Source organism: Nocardioides convexus (assembly GCF_011090295.1).
On record NZ_JAAMYA010000001.1, the window covers coordinates 568,201 to 591,563 of the forward strand.

Here is a 23,363-nt window from a genome sequence, read left to right on the forward strand (position 1 = left end):
CACATGTCCCGGCCCCGGGTGGTGCTCGGAGTCTCCGGCGGCATCGCCGCCTACAAGGCCTGTGAGCTTGCTGCGACGGTTCACCGAGTCCGGTCACGACGTGAGCGTCGTACCGACCGCGGCGGCGCTGGAGTTCGTGGGCGCCCCGACCTGGGCGGCGCTGTCGGGCAAGCCGGTCTCGGCCGAGGTCTGGACCGGCGTGCACGAGGTGCCCCACGTCCGGCTCGGCCAGAGCGCCGACCTGGTCGTGGTGGCCCCGGCGACCGCGGACCTGCTGGCCAAGGCCGCCCACGGGCTGGCCGACGACCTGCTGACCAACACCCTGCTCACCGCGCGCTGTCCGGTCGTGCTGGCTCCGGCCATGCACACTGAGATGTGGGAGCACCCGGCCACGGTCGCCAACGTCGCGACGCTGCGCTCGCGCGGCGTGCTGGTGATCGAGCCCGCCGAGGGCCGGCTGACCGGTGCCGACACCGGCAAGGGCCGGCTGCCGGACCCCGAGGAGATCTTCGAGCCTGGCCCGCGACGTGCTCGCCCGGGCCGGGCACGAGGGCACCCACGGCGCCGACCTGACCGGCCGGCACGTCGTGGTCTCCGCCGGCGGCACCCGCGAGCGCCTCGACCCGGTGCGCTTCCTCGGCAACCGCTCCTCGGGTCGCCAGGGCTACGCCCTCGCCCGCGCGGCCGCGGCCCGGGGGGCCGAGGTCACCCTGGTCGCCGCCAACGTGACGCTGCCCGACCCTGCCGGGGTCAAGGTCGTGCGTGTGGAGTCGACCGCCGAGTCTGCGCGACGCGGTGCTCGGCGCGGCGTCCAGCGCCGATGCGGTGGTGATGGCGGCCGCCCCCGCCGACTTCCGGCCCACCACGCGGTCGGAGACCAAGATCAAGAAGTCCGAGGACGGATCGGCACCTTCGATCACGCTGCAACAGAATCCCGACATCCTCAAGGAGATCTCTCACCACCGGGTCCGGCCCGGTGCGGTGATCGTCGGGTTCGCCGCCGAGACGGGCGACGACACCGGCAGCGTCCTCGACCTGGCCCGGGCCAAGGCTGGCCCGCAAGGGCTGTGACCTGCTGGTCGTCAACGACGTCAGTGGTGGAGCGGTCTTCGGCAGCACCGACAACGAGGCGGTGATCCTCGGTGCGGACGGCTCGGCCGTCGACGTACCGCACGGGTCGAAGTCGGCCCTGGCCCACCTGATCTGGGACCAGGTCGTGCCCCGACTTTCCTGAGACCCGCCTGCATCACCTCCAGCGGTCCGTATCGTTGGAACACAGCCCATCCAGCCCCCTTACCAGGAGTTTTCACGACTATGACCGGACGCCTGTTCACGTCGGAGTCGGTGACCGAGGGTCACCCCGACAAGATCGCCGACCAGATCAGCGACACCGTGCTGGACTACCTCCTCGAGCACGACCCCAAGAGCCGGGTCGCCGTGGAGACGCTGCTGACCACCGGACTGGTCGTCGTCGCCGGCGAGGTCACCACCGAGGCCTACGCCCCGGTCGCGCAGACTGGTCCGCCAGAAGGTCCTCGAGATCGGCTACGACTCCTCCGACAAGGGCTTCGACGGCAACTCCTGCGGCGTGCAGGTGGCCATCGGCGCGCAGTCGCCCGACATCGCGCAGGGCGTCGACACGGCCGAGGACGTGCGCCTCGGCGGCTCCTCCGACGAGCTCGACCAGCAGGGCGCGGGCGACCAGGGCCTGATGTTCGGCTACGCCTGCGACGACACCCCGGAGGCTCTTCCCGCTGCCGATCAAGATCGCGCAGACCCTCGCTGAGAAGTCTCACCGAGGTGCGCAAGGACGGCACGCTCGCCTACCTGCGTCCCGACGGCAAGACCCAGGTCACCATCGAGTACGACGAGGACGACCGCGCCGTGCGCGTCGACACCGTCGTGCTGTCCACCCAGCACGCCGAGGACGTCAGTCAGGAGCAGGCTCAAGGCCGACATCCAGGCGAAGGTCATCGAGCCGGTCCTCGAGCAGTTCAAGACCAGCGTCCCGTTCGACGGCTACAAGGCTGCACATCAACCCCACCGGCAAGTTCGTCGTCGGTGGCCCGATGGGTGACGCCGGCCTGACCGGCCGCAAGATCATCGTCGACACCTACGGCGGCATGGCCCGCCACGGCGGCGGCGCCTTCTCCGGCAAGGACCCGTCGAAGGTCGACCGCTCCGCCGCCTACGCCATGCGGTGGGTCGCCAAGAACATCGTCGCCGCGGGCCTGGCCCGTCGCGCCGAGGTCCAGGTCGCCTACGCGATCGGTGTCGCCAAGCCGGTCGGTGTCTTCGTGGAGACCTTCGGCACCGGTGTCGTCGCGGACGAGAAGATCCAGCAGGCCGTGCTCGAGGTGTTCGACCTGCGGCCGGCCGCCATCCTGCGCGACCTCGACCTGCGCCGCCCGATCTACGCCAAGACGGCCGCCTACGGTCACTTCGGACGCGAGCCTGCCCGAGTTCACCTGGGAGAAGACCGACCGCGCGGACGCCCTCAAGGCCGCCGCCGGCATCTGATCCGGAAGCACGGACCGCCCGCCCGTCCCTCGTGGACGCGCGGGCGGTCTCGTTTTCCCGAACCGGCTCCGCAGGCACCCGCCAGGTGCGACGATGCGCGGGCTCGATCGACTTCTCGGGAGGACCCCCATGCGCCGTGCCCTGGCCCTGGCCTGTGCCACCGCCGTCTCCGTGACCGCCCTGGCCGGCGTCCCCCTGCCCGGGCTCGCCGTGCCCGGTGCGCAGGCGGACCCCGGGACCGGCGAGGCATCCCTGCGCGCGGACGCCGACGGACCGCTGCGCATCCGCAGGGAGGCCGGCGTGGTGACCTCCGTGGGCGCTCCGGCCGGCACCGGCATCGACAACCCGGCCGTGGGCCGCTCGACGCCGGTCCCCGATGCCGCGCGTGCCCACCTGCGGCGCTACGGCGCCGCGATCGGCGCGGACCGTGCCGGCACGCGCCTGGTGGCCGAGGGCGCGCCGCGAGCGCTGGGTCGCGGTGACGTCGTGCGCTACCAGCAGCAGGTCGACGGGGTGCCCGTGCTCGGTGGCGAGGTCGTCGTCGGCCTCGGTGCGGATCGCGAGCCTGCAGTCGATCAACGCCCACCTCACCGACGCGACCGCCCTCCCGGACGCCACGGTGACCGAGGCCCTCGCCAGGGCCGCCGCCGAGGCCCGCGTGCGCAGGAGCGTCCACGGCGCTCTCGCCGTGGCCGACCTGGGCCGGTGGGTCCTCGACGCCGGCGCCGTGGGGCTGGACCCGGCGCTGGGCGTGCGCGGAGTGTGGCGCTTCGAGGTGCGTGCCGGCGTCGACGTACGCCGCATGGTGCTCGTCGACGACCGCAGTGGGGACGTGCTGCGGGACGTGGACCTGGTCCAGGAGATCGACCGGATCGTCTGCGACCAGAACAACGTGCGTGCCGCCGACGTGCCCTGCACCTCCGGCGCCGTGCGCACGGAGACCTCGGGTCCCTCCTCCGTCCCCGATGCCGAGGCCGCCTTCGCCAACGCCAAGGCCGTCTCCGACTTCTACCTGCAGACCGTCTCCCTGGACCTCACCACGGCGATCGGCGTTCCCACGGCCGACGGCCTCAAGGCTCGCCTCCACCGTGCGGGTCTGCGTGCCCGTCAGCGGGGAGGCCTGCCCGTGGGCCAACGCCTTCTGGAACGGCTACGCGATGTTCTACGGCCAGGGCTACGCCGGCGCCGACGACGTCGTGGGCCACGAGATGACCCACGGCGTGATCGAGCGGACCTCCGGGCTGCTCTACTGGGACGAGCCGGGCGCGATCAACGAGTCGCTGGCCGACATCATCGGCGAGATCATCGACCACCGCAGCGCTTCCGCAGGCGACAGCGCCACGGACTGGCGGCTCGGCGAGGACCTGCCCGACGGCGCGGCCCGTGACATGGCCGACCCCACGCTCTTCGGCCAGCCGGACCGGATGACCAGTGATCGTTGGCAGAACGACCCGCGCTACGTCGACAACGGCGGCGTGCACACCAACTCCGGCGTCGGCAACAAGACGTTCCACCTCATCTCGCAGGGTGGCTCGTTCAACGGCCAGACGGTCACGGGCATCGACGTGGGCGACCCGCTGCTCACCAAGTCGGCCACCTTGTGGGTCAACACGATGGCCGTGCTCACCGCCTTCACCGAGTACGCCGACCTCGCGGTCGCGCTCGACCAGACCTGCACCGCGCTGATCGGCTACCGCGGCTTCGCAGCCGCCGACTGCGCGTCGGTGCGGAAGGCCACCGCGGCGACCGAGTCGACCACGCCGCCGGTGAGCGACCCGGTCAAGGACGCGCCGCGGACCTGCCCCGAGGGCCGGTTCCCCCGGGAGGCTCTTCAACTCCGAGACCGGGGCGGACCCGGCCGCCAAGTTCACCAAGGACGGGGTCTGGGGACGCACGCCGACCACGACGGTCAACAAGGACTACGGCGTCAACGCCTACTCCGGGGACACCGCCTGGGTCGGTGCGGAGCCGTCCGGCAAGGGCGCGTGGTCGTTGCGCACCAGCGATGTGATCACGGTCCCGTCCGACCAGGCGACCTACCTCGCCTTCCGCCACTGGCACCTCTTCGAGTTCGACATCGACCCCTCCAACGGCACGCCCTACTGGTGGGACGGCGGGACGGTCGAGTCTCGGCACCGACGACGGAACGACGTACTCGCTGGCCAACCGGCCGTGGGACTTCGGGCCCACCCGCGTGCTGCAGGACCCCAACGCCGGGCGCAAGGCCTTCGCCGGCAGCAGCCGCGGCTGGGTGGGCAGCCGGGTCGACCTCTCGGCCTACGCCGGCCTCGCTGTGCACCCGACGTTCAGCGTGCGCACCGACCAGGTCAACGGCGGTCCCGGCTGGTACGTCGACGACATCGTCGTCTACACCTGCGACCCTCGCCTGCAGCCGACCGCCGCGCCGAGCATGGACGATCCGCACCCGCGCGTCGGCGTGCCGGACTCCGCCGGCGGTGACGAGTGGAACCTGCCCGTCGAGCGGCGGGAGTACCAGTGGCGGCGCGACGGCGTCGCGATCCCGGGTGCGCGGGCCGTCCGCTACACCCCGGTCGCGGCCGACTACGGCAAGGTCCTCAGCGTCGTGATCACCGCGGTCTCGGGCGTCCAGCGGGTCCCCCTCGTCGCCACGGCGCCGGCGCGGGTGGCAGCCGGCCGCATCGCGGCGCCGCCGACGATCCGCATCTCCGGCACGCCGTACGTCGGCCGGCGGCTCACCGCCGTGCGCGGCACCTGGTCGCCTAGCCCGCTCGTGCTCACCTACCGCTGGTACCGCGACGGCAGGCCGATCACCGGCGCGACCGGCTCCACCTACGTGGTGAAGAAGGCGGACAAGAAGCACCGGGTGACGGTGCGGATCACCGCGTCGCGCGCGGGCTACACGACGGTCTCCCGGACTGCTGCCTCCGTGCTCGTGCGGCGCTGAGCGTCTCCCCGGGACGCTCGGCGGGTTTCCATCGGACCCCGCTGGTAGAACTGCGCCCATGACCCCGACCCCCGACGAGCCGGCACTGGACCTGCCCGGTCTCGTGCGGGACCGTGCCGCCGAGGGCCGGGTCAAGGCAGCCGCCACCCGCGCGCGCAAGGTCGCGGAGGCGGAGATCGCCGCGACCGACCCGGTGGCGCGGGTGGTGCTCGACCTGCCGCTGGCGCACCTGGACCGGACCTTCGACTACGCCGTGCCGGTGGCGATGGCCGAGGACGCGGTGCCGGGCGCGCGGGTCAAGGTGCGCTTCGGCGGCCAGGACGTGGACGGCTTCGTGGTGGCGCGTGCGGCGGCCTCGGAGCACGACGGCCGGCTGTCGCCGCTGCGCCGGGTGGTCAGCCCCGAGCCGGTGCTGAGCCCGGCGGTCGCGGGGCTGTGCGTGCGGGTCGCGGAGCGGTACGCCGGGGTCAGCGCGGACGTGCGCCGCCTGGCGATCCCGCCGCGGCACGCCACGGCGGAGAAGGCCGCGTCCCCATCCGAGCCGGCGCTGCCGGAGGTGCCGGGCGCGGTGGAGGCCTGGGCGGCGTACCCGGCGGCGGAGGCGTTCCTCGGCCACCTCCGCGCGGGGAGCTCTCCGCGGGCGGTCTGGGGCACCGGGCCGGGGGAGGACTGGCCGCTGCTGCTCGCCCACCTCGCGGCGACCGCCCTGGCGGGCGGCCGGGGGAGCATCCTGTGCCTGCCTGACCACCGCGACGTCGCCCGTGTCGATGCCGCGCTGACCGCCCTGCTGGGCGCCGAGCACCACGTGACCTTGCAGGCCGAGCCAGGGCCCGCCCAGCGCTACCGCGACTTCCTCGCCGTCAGCCGCGGCACCCGGCGGATCGTGGTCGGCACGCGCTCGGCGGCGTTCGCGCCGGTCCGGGACCTGGGCCTGGTGGTGGTGTGGGATGACGGCGACGACCTGCACGCGGAGCCGCGGGCGCCGTACCCGCACACGAGGGAGGTGCTGCTGCTGCGCGCCGAGCACGAGGGGACTGCGGCACTGGTGGGCGGCTTCACGCGGACCGTCGAGGCCGAGCAGCTTGCTGCGCTCGGGCTGGGCTCACGAGACTCGCCCTGCCGCGAGCGGCGGTGCGGAAGCGTGCCCTGGTCGGGATCACCGGGGCCAGCGACCACGCCCTGGCGCGCGACCCGTTCGCCTCCACGGCGCGGATCCCGCGCGAGGTCTACGAGGCCGTGCGCTGGGGGCTGGAGCGGGGGCCGGTGCTGGTGCAGACCCCCCGGGCGGGGTACGCCGTCAAGGCTGGCCTGCGAGCGCTGCCGGACCCCGGCCCGGTGCGCCACCTGCTCGGGCCCGCTGGAGCTCACCGGGCCGACCTCGCCACCACGCTGCCGGTGGTGCGCGACCGAGGCGCCGGACTGGTCCTGCACGGAGTGCGGCGCGTCCGGGCTGAGGGCTCCGGTGCTGGGCGATGCGCGCACGGCCGACGAGCCTGGGCCGGTCGTTCCCCTCGATCACGGTGCTGACGTCCTCGGGCGAGCGGATCCGGTCGGCGGTCGACGGCGGTTCCCGGATCGTGGTGGCGACGCCGGGCGCGGAGCCGGTCGCCGCGGGTGGGTACGCCGTGGTCGTGCTCCTCGACACGTGGTGGGCCCTCGGTCGCGACAGCATGCGCGCGGGCGAGGAGGCGCTGCGCCGGTGGTGCAACGCGATCGGGCTGGTCCGGCCGGGCGGGCGCGCGCTGGCGGTGGGCGACCCGGCGCTGCCGGTGCTGCAGGCACTGGTGCGCTGGGACCCGGCGGGGTTCGCGACCCGCGAGGCCGAGGACCGGCGAGCGGCCCGGCTGCCGCCCGCGGCGCGGGTGGCGACGCTGACCGGCACGCCGGGGGCGATCGACGACCTCCGGGCGCTGCTGGAGCCGCCCGAGGCCGCCGACGTGCTCGGTCCGGTCCCGGTGGCCGGCGGCGAGGACGACGAGGAGCGGCTCGTCATCCGGGTGCCGCGGGCGCAGGGGCCCGCGCTGGCGCACGCGCTGAGCGAGGCGCAGCGGCTCCGCTCGGCACGCAAAGCTCGAGGCCGTGCGGGTGCAGGTGGATCCGCCGGAGATCTGAGCCCTCACTAGGATGGGTCGGTGGCCATCCGACCCATCCGCCTGTTCGGCGACCCGATCCTGCGCAAGCCCGCGATCGAGGTCGTCGAGTTCGACGCCGAGCCTGCGCCAGGCTCGTCACCGACCTCACCGACACCATGCTCGATGCGCCGGGCGCCGGCCTGGCCGCGCCGCAGATCGGGGTCGGGCTGCGGGTCTTCACCTGGAACGTCGACGGCGTGGTCGGGCACCTGGTCAACCCCGAGTCTGCGGCTCTCCGCGGACACCCAGGACGGCCCCGAGGGCTGCCTGTCACTGCCGGAGCCTGACCTACGACTGCCTGCGGGCGCTCTCGGTGGTGGCGACCGGCTTCGACATGCACGGCGAGCCGGTGACGGTCGAGGGCTCGGACCTGCTGGCGCGGGCGATCCAGCACGAGACCGACCACCTCGACGGGATCCTGTTCATCGACCGGCTCGACGACGCCGGCCGCAAGGCCGCGATGCGCGAGATCCGGGAGTCGGAGTGGTTCGGGCTGGAGAAGCCGACCGTCCGCGTCTCGCCGCACGCGACCGGAGGGTTCGGCCGATGAGGGTCGTCTTCGCGGGCACGCCCGAGGTCGCCGTCCCCGCGCTGGACGCGATCGCCGCGTCTGCGCACGAGTCTGGTCGGTGTGGTCACCCGCCCCGACGCTCCGGCGGGCCGGGGCCGCAAGCGCGACCCCGAGCCCGGTGGCGCAGCGCGCCGAGGAGCCTCGGCCTGCCCGTCCTCAAGCCGGCTCATCCGCGCGAGCCGGAGTTCCAGGACGCGCTGCGGGCGCTGGAGCCGGACTGCTGCCCCGTCGTCGCGTACGGCGCCCTGATCCCGCGCAGCGCCCTGGACATCCCGCGCCACGGCTGGGTGAACCTGCACTTCTCGGTGCTGCCCGCGTGGCGCGGCGCGGCGCCGGTCCAGCACTCGATCTGGGCGGGCGACGAGTTCACCGGCGCGACCACCTTCCGGATCGTCGAGGCGCTGGACGCCGGCCCGATGTTCGGTGTGATGACCGAGCGGATCCGGCCCACCGACACCGCGGGCGACCTGCTGAGCCGGCTCGCCGAGGGCGGCTCCAGCCTGCTGGTCGCGACCCTCGACGGGATCGCGGACGGCGCGCTGGAGGCGCGCGAGCAGCCGGAGGAGGGCGTCAGCCTGGCCCCGAAGATCTCCGTCGAGGACGCCCGCGTCGACTGGCGCGAGCCGGCGGTCGGCGTCGACCGCCGGATCCGTGCCTGCACCCCGGGCCCCGGAGCCTGGACGACCCTCGACGGCGAGCGGGTCAGCTCGGCCGCGTCGAGATGGTGAGCGACGGCCCGGCCCTCGCGCCTGGCGTCCTCCGGGCCGGCAAGAACGAGGTGCTCGTCGGCACGGCCACCGACCCGGTCCGGCTCACCGACCTCAAGGCGTTCGGCAAGAAGCAGATGGCCGCGGCCGACTGGGCGCGCGGCGTACGGCTGCCCGAGAGCGCGAGCCTTCGAGTGAGCCGCCCGCGGCGAGCGGTCGACCCGGCCCGGCTGGCCGCGTTCGAGGTGCTGAAGGCGGTCCGGGTCGACGACGGGTACACCAACCTGCTGCTGCCTGCCGCCCTGGCCCGCCACGGCCTGACCGGGCGGGACGCGGCGTTCGCCACCGAGCTCGCATCCGGCACCATCCGGCGCCGCGGGACCTACGACGCGATCCTCGACGACTGCATCGACCGGCCGCTGCGCAAGGTCGAGGCGAAGGTGCTGGACGCCCTGCGGCTCGGCGCCCACCAGCCTGCTGGGGATGCGGGTCCCGACCCATGCGGCGATCGACACCACCGTCACCCTGGTGCGCCAGCAGGTCAACCAGGGCGCCGCCGGGTTCGCCAACGCGGTGCTGCGCAAGGTCGCCGCGCACGACCTCGACGCCTGGCTGGCCCGGGTCGCGCCGGACGACCTCGCGGTCGCGCACAGCCATCCCGCCTGGGTGGTCGCGGCGCTGGGCCGCGCGCTGGGTGAGCGCTCCGCGGAGCTCCCGGCGCTGCTCGCCGCCGACAACGAGCCGCCGCGGGTGACCCTGGTGGCCCGGCCGGGACGGGCCGAGCGCGCCGAGTCTGCCGGGTACGCCGACGCCGTACTCGCCCTTCGGCACCACCCTCGACGGCGGTGACCCCGGCTCCGTGCCGGCCGTCGCCGCGGGCCGTGCGGGCGTGCAGGACGAGGGTTCCCAGGCTCGTCGCGCTCGCCCTCGCCTCCGCTCCCGTCGAGGGCAGTGACCGGCACTGGGTGGACCTGTGCGCAGGTCCGGGTGGCAAGGCGTCCCTGCTCGCGGCGCTGGCCGCCGAGCGTGGTGCTGTCGTGACGGGGGTCGAGCCTGCACCACCACCGGGCCCGCTTGGTCGCCCGGGCCGCCGGTGGTCCCGGGCTCGCGGGCGTCGTCCGGGCGGACGGCACCCGGGCGCCCTTCGCGGACGCCTCGGCCGACCGGATCCTGCTCGACGCGCCGTGCACCGGGCTGGGCGCCCTGCGGCGCCGGCCGGAGGCGCGCTGGCGGCGCACCGAGTCCGACCTGGCGGCGCTGGTCGCCCTGCAGCGAGCCCTGCTCGACGAGGCGGTCCGGGTGCTGCGGCCCGGGGGAGCGCTGCTCTACGCCACCTGCTCGCCGGTGCCGGAGGAGACCGCGGGCGTCGTCGGCGCGGCCCTCGCGGCGCACCCGGAGATCCGGCTCGACGACGCGGCGACGGCGCTGCCCGTCGTACCGGACGCCGGGGGGCCACTGCCCGGCACGGTCCAGGCTCTGGCCCCACCGGCACGCCACCGACGCGATGTTCCTGGCACTCCTGCGCAAGGAATGATCCGAGAAGGTTGACGGTTCAACCAATCATGAAGAAGATCGGGTTCCTCTCGTTCGGGCACTGGACGCCGAGTCCGCAGTCGTCGACCCGCTCCGCGGCCGACACGCTGCTGCAGTCGATCGACCTCGCGGTCGCGGCCGAGGAGCCTGGGCGCCGACGGGGCGTACTTCCGGGTGCACCACTTCGCCCGCCAGGCTCGCCAGCCCGTTCCCGCTGCTCGCGGCCGTGGGGGCGCGGACCAGCCGGATCGAGATCGGCACCGGCGTGATCGACATGCGTTACGAGAACCCCCTGTACTTCGCCGAGGACGCCGGCTCCGCCGACCTGATCTCCGGCGGCCGGCTGCAGGCTCGGCATCTCCCGCGGGTCACCGGAGCAGGTCATCGACGGCTGGCGGTACTTCGGCTACGCGCCCGCCGAGGGCGAGACCGAGGCCGACATGGCCCGGCGTCACACCGAGGTGCTGCTCGAGGTGCTCAAGGGCGAGGGCTTCGCCCAGCCGAACCCGCGCCCGATGTTCGCCAACCCGCCGGGCCTGCTGCGCATCGAGCCGCACTCGGAGGGCCTGCGCGACCGGTTGTGGTGGGGCGCTGCCTCCAACGGCACCGCCCGCTGGGCTGCCGGGCTCGGGATGAACCTGATGAGACTCGACCCTCAAGGAGGACGAGGGCGGCCAGCCCTTCCACGTCCAGCAGGCCGAGCAGATCCGCGTCTTCCGGGAAGCCTGGGCCGAGGCCGGCCACGACCACGCGCCCCGGGTCTCGGTGAGCCGCTCGATCTTCCCGATCGTCTCGGCAGCGGACCGGGCCTACTTCGGCACCGGTGGCGAGGAGACCGACCAGGTCGGGCAGATCGACGACATGCGCGCGATCTTCGGGCGCACCTACGCCGACGAGCCGGACCGGCTGGTCGAGCAGCCTGCGTGCCGACGAGGCCATCGCCGAGGCGGACACCCTGCTGCTGACCGTGCCGAACCAGCTCGGCGTCGAGTACAACGCGCACGTGCTGGAGTCGATCCTCAGCCACGTCGCACCGGAGCTCGGCTGGCGCTGAGCACGCGACTACCCTCGGCCCGGTGATCGCGCACACCTCGGGGCAGGGCACGCCGCTCGTGATGGTCCACGGCTTCGCCGTCGACCACCGGATCCTGCTCCCGCTGGAGGACATGGTCGGCGACCGCCCCTTCCGGCGCGTGTACGTCGACCTGCCGTGGGCCGAGGGCGCCGACGACACCGGCGCGGCGACGCCCGGCGAGGTCGCGGACGCCGTGCTGGAGGAGGTCCGCGAGGTGGCCGCCGGCGGGTCGTTCGCCGTGCTGGGGAACTCGTTCGGCGCGATGGTGGCCCGTCACGTCGCGCACGAGCCTGCGGGCGCAGTGCGTCGGCCTGGCCACCCTCGCGGGTGTGTTCGAGATGGACCACGCGAAGCGCCGGCTCCCCGGCCACCAGGTCGTGCGCCCCGACGAGGCCGTGGTCGCCGAGGCGGGCGACCTGCGCGAGGAGTTCACGGAGATGGCGGTGCTGCAGACCCCGGCGGCGTTCCGGGCGTTCCGCCGTCACGTCGCCCCCGGCATGCGCGGCGCCGACCAGGACGTGCTCACGCGACTGGGGGAGCGGTACGCCGAAGCACCGGTCCCCGAGACCGCGGCTGCTCCCTTCGAGGCTCCGTCCCTGCACGTCCTCGGCCGCCAGGACCACGTCGTGGGCCACGAGGACGGCTGGGCGCTGCGCGAGCACTACGTCCGTGGCACCTTCGCGACGCTCGACGCCGTCGGGCACAACCTGCACCTGGAGCGGCCCGCGGTCGTCGGCGCACTCGTGGCCGACTGGTTGGACCGGGTGGAGGAGGCCCGCGAGGTCAGGGACGCGTCCAGTGCGCGTCGAACGCGAGGCTCGTGACCAGCCGGTCGAGCTCGGCGGGCGGGAGCGGGTCCGCACCGCCCTGGATCGTCACGAAGTAGTTGCCGTGCACGGGGCTGGTCCACTCGGCCGAGCCCTCCTTGTCGGCGCTGCCCTTCCAGGCCGCGTAGTCCGACCGGGGCCGCACCACGACGGACACCGAGAGGCGGTCCTTCGTGCACCACATCTTCTCGTCGACGGGGAAGGACTCGCACTCCCATCCGGCGGCGCCGACGGTCACGGGCAGGGTGGGCTCGCCGCGGGGTACGTTCGGCACGTCGGCGGTGACGGTGGTGGCCGGCGTCGCGGGTGCGCTGCTGGTGGCGGCGACCTCGGGGTCGCGGGCCGTCGTACCGGCGCCGGACTGGGAGGCGGCCACGCCGATCACGGTGACGGCGGCGGCGCCGCCCGCCGCGGTGGCGATCCGGCGGCGACGGCGCAGCCGGAGTCCGGTGCGCAGGGACGCCGCGGCGAGGTGCTCGAGGTCGGGAACCTCGGTGCGCATCCGCTCGCGCAGTGCCGGGCCGAGGGTGATGTCGAGGTCGGTCATGGTCGGGTCCTCTCGGGGATGTCGATGAGTGGTCGCAGGCGCTGGAGGGCGCGCCGGGCCCGGGTGCGGACGACGGTCTCGGTCAGGCCGAGGTCGTCGGCGGTGTCGGCGACGCTGCGGTCCTCCCAGTAGCGGAGCACCACGATGGCCCGGTCCAGCGGCGCCAGGGTGCCCAGCGCCGTGAGCAGGTCGAGCCGGGTGCCGGGGTCGGGCTCGTGGCCCGGGTCGGGCGGGGTCAGGCTCGACCGGCCGCTCGGTGTTGCGGCGCAGGCGGCGGTGCGACAGGAAGGTGTTGAGCAAGGTGGTGCGGGCGTAGGCGATCGGGCTGTCGGCCGCGCTCACCCGTCGCCACTGCACGAACACCTTCGCGTACGTCGCCTGGGTGAGGTCCTCGGCGAGGTGGTGGTCGCCGGTGAGGAGCATCGCCGCCTGGTGCAGGCTGGGTGCCGGTGTCGCGGACGAACGCGGTGAACTCCGCCGCCTGCCTGTCTGCCTTCACACCCATCTGACGCCCCCGGTGCGTGATCGCGTGACAGGGTGCATGCCGTCACGCTACGGCGGCACGACCTAGGTTGGTCCGGTGAGGACCTGGCAGCGGCGGTCGACCCGCACGGCGTACGAGAACCCGTGGATCCGGGTCCGCGAGGACGAGGTCGTGCGCCCCGACGGCAGCGAGGGCATCTACGGCGTCGTGGAGGTGCGGCACCCGGCGGTGTTCGTCGTACCGCTCACCGAGGACGACGAGGTCGTGCTCGTGGAGGTGGACCGCTACACGACGGGTGACCGGTCCTCGCTGGAGGTGCCGGCCGGCGGCACGGAGGGCCAGGAGCCGCTGGAGGCGGCCCGGCGCGAGCTCCGCGAGGAGACCGGGTTGGCCGCCGCGCACTGGCAGGAGATCGGGCGTACCCAGGCGTTGGTCGGTGTCGCGGACGCTCCGCAGGTGGTCTACCTGGCCCGCGGCCTGTCGTACGCCGGCGGCGAGGCCCAGGCTCGAGGACGGCATCGTCGCCGTCCACCGGGTGCCGTTGCCCGACCTCCTCGCGCGGATCGGCCGCGGCGAGATCGACGACGAGGCCAGCCTGGCCTGCCTGCTGCTCGCCCTGGTGGCGCTGGGCCGCGCCGGCTGAGATGTGGCGCGTGTCTCGCGCCCACCGCGCGCGAGGGCCCGTCCGGGCGGCGTAGCGTTCGACGACGTGAGGTCCTGGCTCGTCGCGCTCCGCTCCCCGCTGTGGGTCAGCCGCGTCGTCCTCGTGGTCGGGGCGGTCAGCCTGCTCAGTGCCTACCTGCCGGGCATCGGTGCCCGGGTGCGGCTGGTGCACGAGGTGGTGCCGGCGTCCTTCCCGGCGGCGGCGACCACGGGTGGTGCGGCGATCGGCGTGATGCTCGTCGTCCTGTCCCGCGGCCTGCGCCGCGGCAAGGCACGGGCCTGGACGGTCGCGCTGCTGCTGACCTTCGTCGCCGGCTGCATCCACCTGCTCCGTGGTCTCCAGGTCGAGCAGGCCGCGCTGTGCGGGCTGTTCGTCGTGCAGCCTGGTCGTCGCCCGCAGGAGCTTCACCGCGCGCCCCGACCCGCTCTCGTTGCGCCGGGTGATCACGGTGCTGGCCGTAGGCCCGGTGCTGGCGACCGGCCTGGGCTGGCTGTGGTTGAGCCTGAGCCGCGACGGCCAGGCGCCCGGTACGACGGCCGGTGACCGCCTCGCGCACGCCGCCCTCGGTCTGGTCGGCGTCTCCGGCCCGGTCCGGTTCACCCACCACGGCCATGGCGAGACGGTCGCCGCCGTGGGCCTCGCGGTGCTCGGCATCGCCGTCCTGCTGCTGGCCTTCGTCGCGGCGCTGGCGCCGCCGGAGGGCCCGCACCCGATGACCCCGGCCGAGCACACCGCCCTGCGTGGCCTGCTGGACCAGTGGGGCTGGGTGGACTCCCTGGGCTACTTCTCGACGCGCGACGACCGGGCGGTGGTCTTCAGCCGGACCGGCCGCTCCGCGGTGTCGTACCGGGTGATCGGCGGCGTCTCCTTCTCCGCCGGTGACCCGCTCGGCCACCCCGACGACTGGCCGCAGGCGGTCGCGGCCTGGTTGGAGGAGACCCGCTCCTACGGCTGGGCGCCGGCCAACCTCGGCTGCAGCGAGCGCGGCGCCGAGGTCTTCCACGGCGCCGGCCTGGACGTGCTGGAGGTCGGCGACGAGGCGGTCCTGCACGTCGCGGAGTTCACTCTCGAGGGCAGGGCAATGCGCGGCGTGCGCCAGGCGGTGTCGCGGGCCGAGCGCTCGGGACTGTCCGCCACCGTGCACCGGGTTGCTGACCTGCCGCACGAGCCTGCGCGAGGGAGCCTGCGCGAGGACGCCATCGCCTGGCGCGACGGTGCCATCGAGCGCGGCTTCGCGATGGCCCTGGGCCGCTTCGGCCAGGAGCGCGACGACGCCGGTGTGGTGGTCATCGCCCGCCACGACGACGGCCGGGTCGCCGGCTTCCTGTCCTTCGTCCCCTGGGGCGACGACGGGATCTCGCTGGACCTCATGCGCCGCAGCCCGGAGGCCGTCAACGGCATCGTCGAGTCGATGGTCACCACGCTGCTCGCCGACGCCGGCCAGGTCGGCGTCACCAAGGTGTCGCTCAACTTCGCGGCCTTCCGCAGCGTCTTCGCCCGCGGCGAGCGGATCGGTGCCGGCCCGGTGCTGAAGATGTGGCGCGCGATCCTGCTGGGGGCCTCGCGCTTCGCGCAGATCGAGGCGCTCTACCGCTCCAACGTGAAGTACCGCCCCGAGTGGGTCCCGCGCTACCTCGTCTACGGCGACGTCGCGGACCTCCCGCGGGTCGCCAGCGCCGTCCTGCGGGCCGAGGCGCTGCTCGTCGCGCCCGCCTGGTACCGCCGGATCAGCCGCAAGCCCTCGCGCGCTGGAGCCGTCGAGGAGATCCCCGAGGTGACGCCCGGCCCGGAGGTCCCGGCCGCGTCGGCCGATCCCCGCTAGCCTCGCACCATGGCGTCCCCGGCGGTGGAGATCGAGGTCGAGAACCGTGTGGTCCGGGTGAGCAACCCCGATCGCGTGTACTTCCCGGAGATCGGTGCGACCAAGCTCGACCTCGTCGAGTACTACCTCGCCGTCGGCGAGGGCATCGTCAACGCGCTGTGGGAGCGCCCCTGCATGCTGCACCGCTTCCCCAAGGGCATCGAGGGCGACAAGGTGCACCAGAAGCGGCTGCCCGCGGGTGCGCCGGACTGGGTGGAGACGGTGCAGTCTGTTCTTCCCCCGCTGGAAGCGCACCGCCGACGAGTCTGTGCGTGACCGAGTCGGCGTCGGTGATCTGGGCGGTGCAGATGTCGACGGTCGAGTTCCACCCGTGGAACAGCCGCCGCGGCGCCACCGAGATGCCCGACGAGTGGCGCATCGACCTCGACCCCGGCCCCGCGTCGACGTACGACGACATCCGCAAGGTGGCCCACGTCGCCCACGAGGTGCTCGACGAGCCTGGGCGCAGTGGGCTACCCCAAGACGAGCGGCAGCAAGGGCCTCCACGTCTACGTACGGGTGAAGCCGGAGCACGACCACAAGGGCGTACGACGCGCGGCGCTCGCCTTCGCCCGCGAGGTCGAGCGGCGCGCTCCCGACCTGGTCACCACCACCTGGTGGAAGAAGGACCGCGACCCGGCCGCGGTGTTCGTCGACTACAACCAGAACGCCCGCGACCACACCATCGCTGCGGCGTACTCGGTCCGCGGGCTGCCGGACGCCCGCGTCTCCACCCCGATCCGCTGGGAGGAGATCGACGACGCCGACCCGCGCGACTTCACGATCCGCACGGTGCCGCAGCGCTTCGCCGAGATCGGCGACCTCCACCACGACATCGACGACCACGTCTTCGACCTCGGACCCTTGTTGGAGTGGGCCGATCGCGACGAGCTTGCCCGAGGACCACGACGGGGACGACGGCGGCGGGGAGTAGGTTCTGCGGGTGACTCTCGACGCCGCCGCGCTGGACGCGCAGGACCCGCTCGCCGCCCATCGCGACCGCTTCGTCGGTGCCGACACCCCGCTGGTCTACCTCGACGGCAACTCGCTCGGCCGGCCGCTGCGTGCGACCGCCGACCGCGTGCGCGCGTTCGTGACCGAGGAGTGGGGCGGTCGGCTGATCCGCGGCTGGGACGAGCGCTGGTTCGAGTTCGCCGCTGGTGCTGGGCGACCGGCTCGCCGCGGTCGGCCTCGGCGCCGCGCCCGGGCAGACCGCGATCGGCGACTCCACGACGGTGCTGCTCTACAAAGCCTGATCCGCGGCGCGGTGGCCGCGCAGCCGGGGCGCACGGAGATCGTGATCGACCGGGACAACTTCCCCACCGACCGGTACGTCGTGGAGGGCGTCGCCCGCGAGTGCGGGCTCACCGTCCGCTGGCTCGACGTGGACCCGGTCGGCGGCGTGACGCCGGAGGGCCTGTCGGAGGTCGTGGGGGAGCGGACCGCGCTCGTCGTGGTCAGCCACGTCGCCTACAAGTCCGGCTGGCTGGCCGATGCGCCCGCGCTGACCAAGGTCGCGCACGACGCGGGCGCCTGGATCCTGCTCGACCTGTGCCACTCGACGGGCGCGGTGCCGGTGGAGCCTGGACGCGTGGGAGGTCGACGTCGCGGTCGGTTGCACCTACAAGTACCTCAACGGGGGCCCCGGCGCGCCCGCCTTCGGCTACGTCGCCCGACGGCACCTGGAGTCCGGCGCCTTCCAGCAGCCGGTGCAGGGCTGGATGGGCGCGGCCGACCCGTTCGCGATGGGCCAGGGCTACCAGCCGGCCACGGGCGTCCGCCGGCTGATCAGCGGGACCCCGCCGGTGGTGGGGATGCTCGGCCTGGAGGACATGGTGTCCTTGCTGGAGGAGACCGGGATCGCGGCAGTGCGCGCGAAGTCGGTCGCCCTGACGTCGTACGCCGTGGCGCTCGTGGACCGCGACCTCCCGGAGGTCGCGCTGGTGTCCCCGCGCGACCCCGCCCGGCGCGGCGGCCACGTCACCCTCTCCCATGCACGCATGCGTGAGGTGACCGCCGCCCTGTGGGAGCGCGACGTGATCCCCGACTTCCGCAACCCCGACGGGCTGCGGATCGGGCTCTCGCCGCTGTCCACCTCCTTCGCCGAGGTGGAGCGCGGCGTGGAGGCGGTCGCGGAGGCGCTCAGGCGCTGATCGGTGGCCGCAGCGCGGCCCGCAGGCTCGCGGGCGTGCGCGTGCAGGATCACCGCGGCGAAGCCGTTGCCGCAGGCGTCCTCGTGGTCGGCCTCGCGGTCCCACGCGTCGGCGAGCCGGGCGGCCACCGCCGTCGGATCCGGCTCCGCGAGCCGGGCCGCGGCGCGCTTGCGTGCCTCGCTGTTCATCATCGACATCGGGAGACCTCCCCTCGCCGGAACCGCCGTGGTTCCTGCTTCGATGATCGGCCGGGTGCGCCCGTTCCGGAGCCGAACGGCCGAATCGGTGCGCTGCCGAGACCAGATCCGGCATCGGCCCCGGCCGGAGGCGACCTCTAGACTGCTCGCCCGTGGGCCACCTGCAGATCACGCCGTCGATCCTCAACTCCGACTTCGCCCGCCTGGGCGAGGAGGTGGCGCGGATCCCCGGTGCCGACTGGGTGCACGTCGACGTGATGGACAACCACTTCGTCCCGAACCTCACCTTCGGGCCCGCGATGGTCGAAGCGCTGGCCCGGGTCAGCCCGGTCCCGCTCGACGCACACCTGATGATCGAGGACGCCGACCGCAACGCCCCGGCGTACGTCGAGGCGGGCTGCGGCTCGGTGACCTTCCACGTCGAGGCCGCGAAGGCGCCGGTCCGGCTGGCCCGCGAGATCCGCGCGGCCGGCGCGCGGGCCTCGATGGCGCTCAAGCCGGCCACGCCGATCGAGCCCTACGAGGACCTGCTCCCGGAGCTCGACATGCTGCTCATCATGACCGTGGAGCCGGGCTTCGGCGGTCAGAGGTTCCTCGACCTGTGCCTGCCGAAGATCCGCCGCGCCCGCGCGCTGATGGACAAGCACGGCGTGGAGACCTGGCTGCAGGTCGACGGCGGTGTCTCCCTGGAGACCATCGAGCGCTGCGCCGAGGCCGGCGCGGACGTGTTCGTCGCCGGCTCGGCGGTCTACTCGGCCGAGGACCCCGACGCCATGGTCACCGCGCTGCGCGACAAGGCCGCGGCCGCGATCGCCTGACGCGACTCAGTCCCGGGCGGTGACCTCGCCGGTCAGCCCGTCCACCAGCCTGAGTGCCCGCGGGCGCCGTGCGCAGGGCCCGCAGCGCGATGGCGCGGCGGTCGAAGGACCGGGTCTCACCGTCGGGCCCGACCACCACCCAGCGGCGGTCCGGCCGAGTGCCGCGCGCGGGACGTGCCGGCTCCGGCTCCCGGTCCGCCGGGACGACGTACGACGCGTGCAGGGCCTCGGCGAGACGGCTCGCCCTGACCCGGCCGATGCCCGGGTGCCCCCGCAGGCCGTCGGGCGCAGCGGCGGCGACCGCGGCGAGGGAGCCGAAGGACGTGAGCAGGCTGCGTGCCATCGCCGTGCTGATGCCGGGGACGACGGACAGCATCGCCTCCGCCTGCGCGGAGGGGTGCCGCGGCGCCCGGCGTGGTCCCTCGGTGCGCGTCGTCGGCCCTGCCCGGCGGGCCCGCTTGGCGAGCCGGACCACCCACGCCGCGCTGTCCTCGGCGTCCAGGCTGTGCAGCACGGTGAACCCGTCCTCGACGAGACGGCACACAGCGCCGCGCCAGGCGTCCTCGGCGATGCTCTGCGGCTCGCCCTCGATGAGGAGCACTGCCTGCGGGAACGCCGACTGCAGCCGGGTCGCCTGGTCGAAGATCCGGCCGTCGCGGATCGAGGCACCGAGGTCGGCCGGGCCCTTCCGCTCGATCGCGAGCCCCGGCCCGAGCACGTAGTCGCCCACCGGGAGGTCGACGAGCCGGACCTCGAGACCGGCGGCCCTCAGCGCCGCCGGGATGGTGCTGCTCTGCTCGCGGTGGTCGACCAGCACCGGACCCACGTCGACCACGCTCCGACCGTACCCACCCGCGAGCATGGAAGACTCGTGCCGTGAGGGACCCGGTGGTGGAGACGATCCACGTGGCCAAGGGACGCCGGCTGCCGATGCAGCCGAAGGAGTCGGTCGAGGTCGAGGCGGGCAAGGGCATCGTGGGGGACCGCTACCACGGCACCCGGCACCGGCACGTGACGGTGCAGAGCCGGACCAGCCTGGACGAGGCGGCGGAGGTCTACGGCCGAGCGGTCCCCAGTGAGCCTGACCCGGCGCAACCTCACGCTCAGCCACGGCGTCGTGCCGCGCGACCCCGGGTCCCTGCTCCGGATCGGTGACGTGCTGCTGGAGGCGGTGCGGGTGGCCGCGCCGTGCAAAGCCTGCTCGACGACACGATCGGCGCCGGAGCGCAGGAGGCGCTCCGGCGCCGGGCCGGGACCGTGTTCCGGGTCCTGGAGGGTGGGACCGTCCGGGTCGGGGACCCGGTCAGCCTCTCCAGCGCCGCGTCCAGCGTGATCGTCACGCCGGAGAGCGCCTTGCTGACGGGGCAGCCGACCTTGGCGGCGCCCGCGGCCGCCTGGAAGGCGTCCTCGTCGAGGCCCTCGACCTCGCCGCGCACGACGAGCCTTGATGCCGGTCAGGCCTGGAAGCCGCCGGCCGGGTCGGGGCCGAGGGTGACGTCGGCGGAGACGTCGAGGGCGATCGGCGTGCCGCCGGCCTGGGCGATCTCGTTCGACAGCGACATGGCGTAGCAGGCGGAGTGCGCGGCGCCGATGAGCTCCTCGGGGCTGGTGGCGCCCTGGGCGTCGTCAGCGGCCCGCTTGGGGAAGGACACGTCGAAGGTGCCGGCTCCCGACGAGGTCAGGCTCGACCTGGCCGGTGCCGTCCTGCAGGCCGCCGTTCCAGGCGGTACGTCCGGTGCGCGTGGGCATGGGTGGATCCTCTCGATCGGTGACATTGTGTAGTGCACAAGATAAGCGCTCACGAGGTATATTCCCACCATGGCCAGACATCTCGCGGCGCCGGTCCTCGACGACCTGATCTGCTTCGACCTGTACGCCGCCTCGCGTCAGGTCACTGCGGCGTACCGGCCGATCCTGGGTGAGCTGGGCCTGACCTACCCGCAGTACCTCGTGCTCGTGCTTCTAGGCGCCCACGACGAGATCCCGATCAAGGACGTCGGTCGGGAGCCTGCGCCTCGACCACGCCACGCTCTCGCCGCTGCTGCGCCGCCTGGAGCGCGACGGGCTCCTCACCCGTCACCGCAGCCCGTACGACGAGCGTGCGGTCCTGGTCGCGCTCACCGACGCCGGACGCGCCGTCCACGAGCGCTTCGGGGACGTGCACTGCCGCATCGCCGAGGCGCTGGGCATCACCGAGGAGCAGGCCGCCCAGGCTGCGCGGCCTGCTGCGGATGCTGACCCTCAGCCTGAGGTCGAGGACGCAGTCGGCCAGGACCGGGGCGCCGTCGCGCTGGCCGCCCGCGATCGCCGCGCTGGCCACGACCCGGCCGTCCTCGCACCAGCCGGCGACCCGGATCGTCTCGCCCGGAAAGACCACTCCGGCGAAGCGGGCCGTGAAACCGCCGACGCCCGAGGCGTCGCCGTCGAGCAGGCCGTCGGTGAGCTTCGCGCAGCACGATGCCGTAGGAGCACAGCCCGTGCAGGATCGGCGCCGGGAAGCCGGCACCCCGGGCGAAGGCCGGGTCGGCGTGCAGCGGGTTGCGGTCGCCGCAGAGCCGGTAGAGCAGGGCCTGCTGCGGTGTCACGGCGTAGGCCGAGACGGAGTCGGGCTCGCGGTCGGGCACGGCGACCGGCGTCGCTGCGCCGCGGTCCCCACCCCAGCCGCCCTCGCCCTTGACGAAGATCGAGGAGCGGACCCGCCACAGGCTCGGCGCCGGTCTCCTCCGAGGTGGCCACGCCCTCCTGCCAGATCACGGCGGCCTTGCCCTTGTCCCAGATGTCGGTGAGCGTGGTGCGCACGGTCGCCGTACCGGAGGCGGGGAGCGGGCCGGAGACGGAGATCGACTGCGAGCCGTGCACGACCTGCGCGAGGTTGATGTCGCAGCCGGGCAGGTCCAGCGGAGGCGGGTCCGTCTCGTGGAAGGTCGGCGCGACGACGCCGAACGACGGCAGCACCTGGAGCGCGGCGTCGTCGAGGGTGTACCGCAGCGCGCCGGGGTCGAGGTTGTCACCCGGGCGGGAGCCGGCGCCGACGCCGAGGTGGTAGAGCAGCACGTCGGACGTGGCCCAGGAGAAGGTCCGGGCGCCGAGATCGGCGCCGATCGCGACCGAGGGATCAATGGGCACGGGCGACGTCCTCCGCTGCCAGGTAGCCGAACACGAGGGCGGGGCCGATCGTCCCGCCGGGACCGGGGTAGGTGTTGCCCATCACCGCGGACGACACGTTGCCGGCGGCGTACAGGCCGGGGATGACGGTGCCGTCCTCGCGCAGCACCCGCGCGCGCTCGTCGGTGACCAGGCCACCCTTGGTGCCGAGGTCGCCCGGGACGATCTTCACCGCGTAGAACGGGCCCTTCGCGATCGGCGCGAGCGAGCAGTTCGGCTTCACGGTCGGGTCGGAGTAGTACTTGTCGTAGGCGCTCTCGCCACGGTGGAAGTCCTCGTCGACGCCGGAGCGGGCGAAGCCGTTGAACCGGTCGACCGTCGCGTCGAGCGAACCGGCGGGCAGGTCCAGCCTGGCGGCGAGACTCGGCCAGCGTGTCCGCGCGGACGACGACGCCCTCCTTGTACCAACGCCCCGGGAAGGGCTGGCGGCCCGGGACGCCGGCGAAGAGGTAGCGGTTGCGGTAGGTCTGGTCGAAGACCATGTACGACGGCACGTGGTCCACCCCGGTGGCCTGGCCCTTGTAGATCTCGTGGGTCGCCTCGACGTAGGGCAGTGCCTCGTTCATGAAGCGCTCGCCCGCCGAGTTCACGATGATCGAGCCGGGCAGGTTGCGCTCGGCCAGGCAGAACCACGCGCGTCCGGGCAGTGGGATGGTCGGTCCCCACCAGGCGTCGTCGAGCAGGTCGGTGGCCGCTCCGGCCGCGGTGCCCGCGAGCAGGCCGCCGCCGGTGTTGGAGACCGAGCCGGTGGACCACTCGGTCGAGGTCGGCTGGGGCAGGAACTTCTCGCGCAGGCTCCTGGCTGTGCTCGAACCCGCCGGACCCGAGGATCACCCCGCGACGGGCGCGGACCTCGCGCCGCGCGCCGTCCTGCTCGACGACGACGCCGACGACCCGGCCGTCCTCGACGAGCAGGTCCAGCAGCGCGGTCTCGTACTCCACGGGCACGCCGGCGTCGCGCAGCCCCTGGCGCAGGCCGATCGCGATCGCGTTGCCCATCGCGAACATCTTCTTGCCGGACAGCATCGCCAGCAGTCGCTTGAGCATCACCTTGACCATCGTCAGCGGCCCCCTGAGCGTGCGCAGGCCGAGGCTGATCTTGCGGAAGTCGGCCTGGGTGACGATCAGGTTCGCCGGCGCCTTGGTGTACGCCGGGTGCAGCCGCTCCAGGCTCCTCGCCGAG

The 23,363-nt window shown here is 73.9% G+C and carries 22 protein-coding genes and 13 pseudogenes; 25 read left to right on the forward strand and 10 right to left on the reverse strand.

Annotated features, from left to right (window positions below; all coding sequences use genetic code 11):
• The first annotated feature begins 3 nt into the window (after positions 1 to 3).
• The 14 genes and pseudogenes from coaBC (at position 4) to G5V59_RS04220 (ending at position 12,350) form a co-directional block, all read left to right on the forward strand.
• Positions 4 to 1,234: pseudogene (coaBC, locus tag G5V59_RS04155) on the forward strand (bifunctional phosphopantothenoylcysteine decarboxylase/phosphopantothenate--cysteine ligase CoaBC).
• A gap of 80 nt (positions 1,235 to 1,314) precedes the next feature.
• A pseudogene (gene metK, locus G5V59_RS04160) lies at positions 1,315 to 2,520 on the forward strand (methionine adenosyltransferase).
• 1,157 nt (positions 2,521 to 3,677) lie between these two features.
• On the forward strand, positions 3,678 to 5,108 hold the full coding sequence (locus G5V59_RS04165) for a M4 family metallopeptidase (protein ID WP_278255691.1): 1,431 nt from the start codon (positions 3,678 to 3,680) through the stop codon (positions 5,106 to 5,108).
• Complete coding sequence (locus G5V59_RS04170) at positions 5,105 to 5,446, forward strand: hypothetical protein (RefSeq protein ID WP_278255692.1); 342 nt, start codon at positions 5,105 to 5,107, stop codon at positions 5,444 to 5,446. The genes G5V59_RS04165 and G5V59_RS04170 overlap by 4 nt, the downstream gene beginning before the upstream one ends.
• A gap of 58 nt (positions 5,447 to 5,504) precedes the next feature.
• Positions 5,505 to 5,885 (forward strand): annotated as a pseudogene (locus tag G5V59_RS35650) (primosome assembly protein PriA); the annotation flags it as partial.
• Positions 5,886 to 7,578: 1,693 nt separating this feature from the next.
• Positions 7,579 to 8,128: pseudogene (def, locus tag G5V59_RS35655) on the forward strand (peptide deformylase).
• Positions 8,125 to 8,877 (forward strand): methionyl-tRNA formyltransferase, encoded by a 753-nt coding sequence (locus G5V59_RS04185; RefSeq protein ID WP_278255695.1) that lies wholly within the window; start codon positions 8,125 to 8,127, stop codon positions 8,875 to 8,877. The pseudogene def and the gene G5V59_RS04185 overlap by 4 nt, the downstream one beginning before the upstream one ends.
• Positions 8,871 to 9,269: pseudogene (locus G5V59_RS04190) on the forward strand (transcription antitermination factor NusB); the annotation flags it as partial. The gene G5V59_RS04185 and the pseudogene G5V59_RS04190, both read left to right, overlap by 7 nt.
• 70 nt (positions 9,270 to 9,339) lie before the next feature.
• Positions 9,340 to 9,392: pseudogene (locus G5V59_RS04195) on the forward strand (hypothetical protein); the annotation flags it as partial.
• 130 nt (positions 9,393 to 9,522) lie between these two features.
• Positions 9,523 to 9,705, forward strand: coding sequence for a hypothetical protein (locus tag G5V59_RS04200; protein WP_278260268.1), 183 nt, complete (start codon positions 9,523 to 9,525; stop codon positions 9,703 to 9,705).
• 225 nt (positions 9,706 to 9,930) lie between these two features.
• Positions 9,931 to 10,404, forward strand: coding sequence for a hypothetical protein (locus G5V59_RS04205; RefSeq protein ID WP_278255696.1), 474 nt, complete (start codon positions 9,931 to 9,933; stop codon positions 10,402 to 10,404).
• 46 nt (positions 10,405 to 10,450) lie between these two features.
• Entirely contained in the window at positions 10,451 to 11,158 is a 708-nt protein-coding gene (locus tag G5V59_RS04210; protein ID WP_278259623.1) for an LLM class flavin-dependent oxidoreductase, read from the forward strand.
• Positions 11,155 to 11,469 (forward strand): hypothetical protein, encoded by a 315-nt coding sequence (locus G5V59_RS04215; RefSeq protein WP_278255697.1) that lies wholly within the window; start codon positions 11,155 to 11,157, stop codon positions 11,467 to 11,469. The genes G5V59_RS04210 and G5V59_RS04215 overlap by 4 nt, the downstream gene beginning before the upstream one ends.
• Positions 11,466 to 12,350 (forward strand): alpha/beta hydrolase, encoded by an 885-nt coding sequence (locus G5V59_RS04220; RefSeq protein WP_278255698.1) that lies wholly within the window; start codon positions 11,466 to 11,468, stop codon positions 12,348 to 12,350. The genes G5V59_RS04215 and G5V59_RS04220 overlap by 4 nt, the downstream gene beginning before the upstream one ends.
• A gap of 484 nt (positions 12,351 to 12,834) precedes the next feature.
• Here the strand turns inward: G5V59_RS04220 and G5V59_RS04225 are convergent, their stop codons facing one another.
• A complete protein-coding gene (locus G5V59_RS04225; protein WP_341351127.1) occupies positions 12,835 to 12,981 on the reverse strand; it encodes a sigma factor-like helix-turn-helix DNA-binding protein in 147 nt (48 codons plus the stop codon).
• 178 nt (positions 12,982 to 13,159) lie between these two features.
• Positions 13,160 to 13,261 (reverse strand): annotated as a pseudogene (locus G5V59_RS04230) (SigE family RNA polymerase sigma factor); the annotation flags it as partial.
• A 157-nt stretch (positions 13,262 to 13,418) separates the two neighbouring features.
• Between G5V59_RS04230 and G5V59_RS04235 the strand changes: the two are divergent.
• From G5V59_RS04235 to rpe, 9 genes and pseudogenes are all read left to right on the forward strand, one after another.
• Positions 13,419 to 14,429, forward strand: a complete 1,011-nt coding sequence (locus G5V59_RS04235; RefSeq protein ID WP_278255699.1) for an NUDIX hydrolase — start codon at positions 13,419 to 13,421, stop codon at positions 14,427 to 14,429.
• Entirely contained in the window at positions 14,318 to 15,808 is a 1,491-nt protein-coding gene (locus tag G5V59_RS04240; RefSeq protein ID WP_278255700.1) for a phosphatidylglycerol lysyltransferase domain-containing protein, read from the forward strand. Before G5V59_RS04235 ends, G5V59_RS04240 begins: the two co-directional genes overlap by 112 nt.
• Positions 15,809 to 15,817: 9 nt before the next feature.
• Positions 15,818 to 16,123, forward strand: coding sequence for a hypothetical protein (locus G5V59_RS04245; RefSeq protein WP_278255701.1), 306 nt, complete (start codon positions 15,818 to 15,820; stop codon positions 16,121 to 16,123).
• A gap of 32 nt (positions 16,124 to 16,155) precedes the next feature.
• Positions 16,156 to 16,242, forward strand: a pseudogene (locus G5V59_RS35660) (hypothetical protein); the annotation flags it as partial.
• Between the two features lie 73 nt (positions 16,243 to 16,315).
• Positions 16,316 to 16,615, forward strand: a pseudogene (locus tag G5V59_RS35665) (DNA primase small subunit domain-containing protein); the annotation flags it as partial.
• Positions 16,616 to 17,144: 529 nt separating this feature from the next.
• Positions 17,145 to 17,369, forward strand: a pseudogene (locus tag G5V59_RS04255) (aminotransferase class V-fold PLP-dependent enzyme); the annotation flags it as partial.
• A gap of 223 nt (positions 17,370 to 17,592) precedes the next feature.
• Positions 17,593 to 17,790: pseudogene (locus G5V59_RS04260) on the forward strand (aminotransferase class V-fold PLP-dependent enzyme); the annotation flags it as partial.
• Between the two features lie 57 nt (positions 17,791 to 17,847).
• Positions 17,848 to 18,000 (forward strand): hypothetical protein, encoded by a 153-nt coding sequence (locus G5V59_RS04265; protein WP_278260269.1) that lies wholly within the window; start codon positions 17,848 to 17,850, stop codon positions 17,998 to 18,000.
• A 349-nt stretch (positions 18,001 to 18,349) separates the two neighbouring features.
• Entirely contained in the window at positions 18,350 to 19,015 is a 666-nt protein-coding gene (rpe, locus tag G5V59_RS04270) for a ribulose-phosphate 3-epimerase (protein ID WP_278255703.1), read from the forward strand.
• Here the strand turns inward: rpe and G5V59_RS04275 are convergent.
• Complete coding sequence (locus G5V59_RS04275; RefSeq protein WP_278255704.1) at positions 18,975 to 19,850, reverse strand: ERCC4 domain-containing protein; 876 nt, start codon at positions 19,848 to 19,850, stop codon at positions 18,975 to 18,977. The genes rpe and G5V59_RS04275 overlap by 41 nt on opposite strands.
• 41 nt (positions 19,851 to 19,891) lie before the next feature.
• Between G5V59_RS04275 and G5V59_RS04280 the strand changes: the two genes are divergently transcribed.
• Positions 19,892 to 20,170: a hypothetical protein gene (locus G5V59_RS04280; protein WP_278255705.1), complete on the forward strand. Its 279-nt coding sequence runs from the start codon at positions 19,892 to 19,894 to the stop codon at positions 20,168 to 20,170.
• On the opposite strand, the gene G5V59_RS04285 is transcribed toward G5V59_RS04280, so the two are convergent.
• Genes G5V59_RS04285 through G5V59_RS04295 form a run of 3 tightly spaced genes read right to left on the reverse strand, consistent with a single transcriptional unit; the run spans position 20,119 to position 20,764 of the window.
• On the reverse strand, positions 20,119 to 20,451 hold the full coding sequence (locus G5V59_RS04285) for a hypothetical protein (protein WP_278255706.1): 333 nt from the start codon (positions 20,449 to 20,451) through the stop codon (positions 20,119 to 20,121). The two genes, G5V59_RS04280 and G5V59_RS04285, sit on opposite strands and share 52 nt — an antisense overlap.
• An 18-nt stretch (positions 20,452 to 20,469) precedes the next feature.
• Complete coding sequence (locus tag G5V59_RS04290) at positions 20,470 to 20,667, reverse strand: OsmC family protein (protein ID WP_278255707.1); 198 nt, start codon at positions 20,665 to 20,667, stop codon at positions 20,470 to 20,472.
• The gene (locus G5V59_RS04295; RefSeq protein ID WP_278255708.1) at positions 20,642 to 20,764 is read right to left on the reverse strand and encodes a hypothetical protein; all 123 of its coding nucleotides are present in this window, start codon (positions 20,762 to 20,764) and stop codon (positions 20,642 to 20,644) included. Before G5V59_RS04295 ends, G5V59_RS04290 begins: the two co-directional genes overlap by 26 nt.
• Before the next feature lie 69 nt (positions 20,765 to 20,833).
• Between G5V59_RS04295 and G5V59_RS04300 the strand changes: the two genes are divergently transcribed.
• Complete coding sequence (locus G5V59_RS04300; protein WP_278255709.1) at positions 20,834 to 21,253, forward strand: MarR family winged helix-turn-helix transcriptional regulator; 420 nt, start codon at positions 20,834 to 20,836, stop codon at positions 21,251 to 21,253.
• Here the strand turns inward: G5V59_RS04300 and G5V59_RS04305 are convergent.
• The 4 genes and pseudogenes from G5V59_RS04305 to G5V59_RS04320 form a co-directional block, all read right to left on the reverse strand.
• The gene (locus G5V59_RS04305; RefSeq protein WP_341350842.1) at positions 21,205 to 21,639 is read right to left on the reverse strand and encodes a MaoC/PaaZ C-terminal domain-containing protein; all 435 of its coding nucleotides are present in this window, start codon (positions 21,637 to 21,639) and stop codon (positions 21,205 to 21,207) included. The two genes, G5V59_RS04300 and G5V59_RS04305, sit on opposite strands and share 49 nt — an antisense overlap.
• Positions 21,640 to 22,130: 491 nt before the next feature.
• On the reverse strand, positions 22,131 to 22,529 hold the full coding sequence (locus G5V59_RS04310; protein ID WP_341351128.1) for an FAD-binding protein: 399 nt from the start codon (positions 22,527 to 22,529) through the stop codon (positions 22,131 to 22,133).
• 139 nt (positions 22,530 to 22,668) lie between these two features.
• A pseudogene (locus tag G5V59_RS04315) lies at positions 22,669 to 22,974 on the reverse strand (FAD-binding protein); the annotation flags it as partial.
• Positions 22,975 to 23,014: 40 nt separating this feature from the next.
• Positions 23,015 to 23,239: pseudogene (locus G5V59_RS04320) on the reverse strand (FAD-binding protein); the annotation flags it as partial.
• Positions 23,240 to 23,363 lie beyond the last annotated feature (124 nt).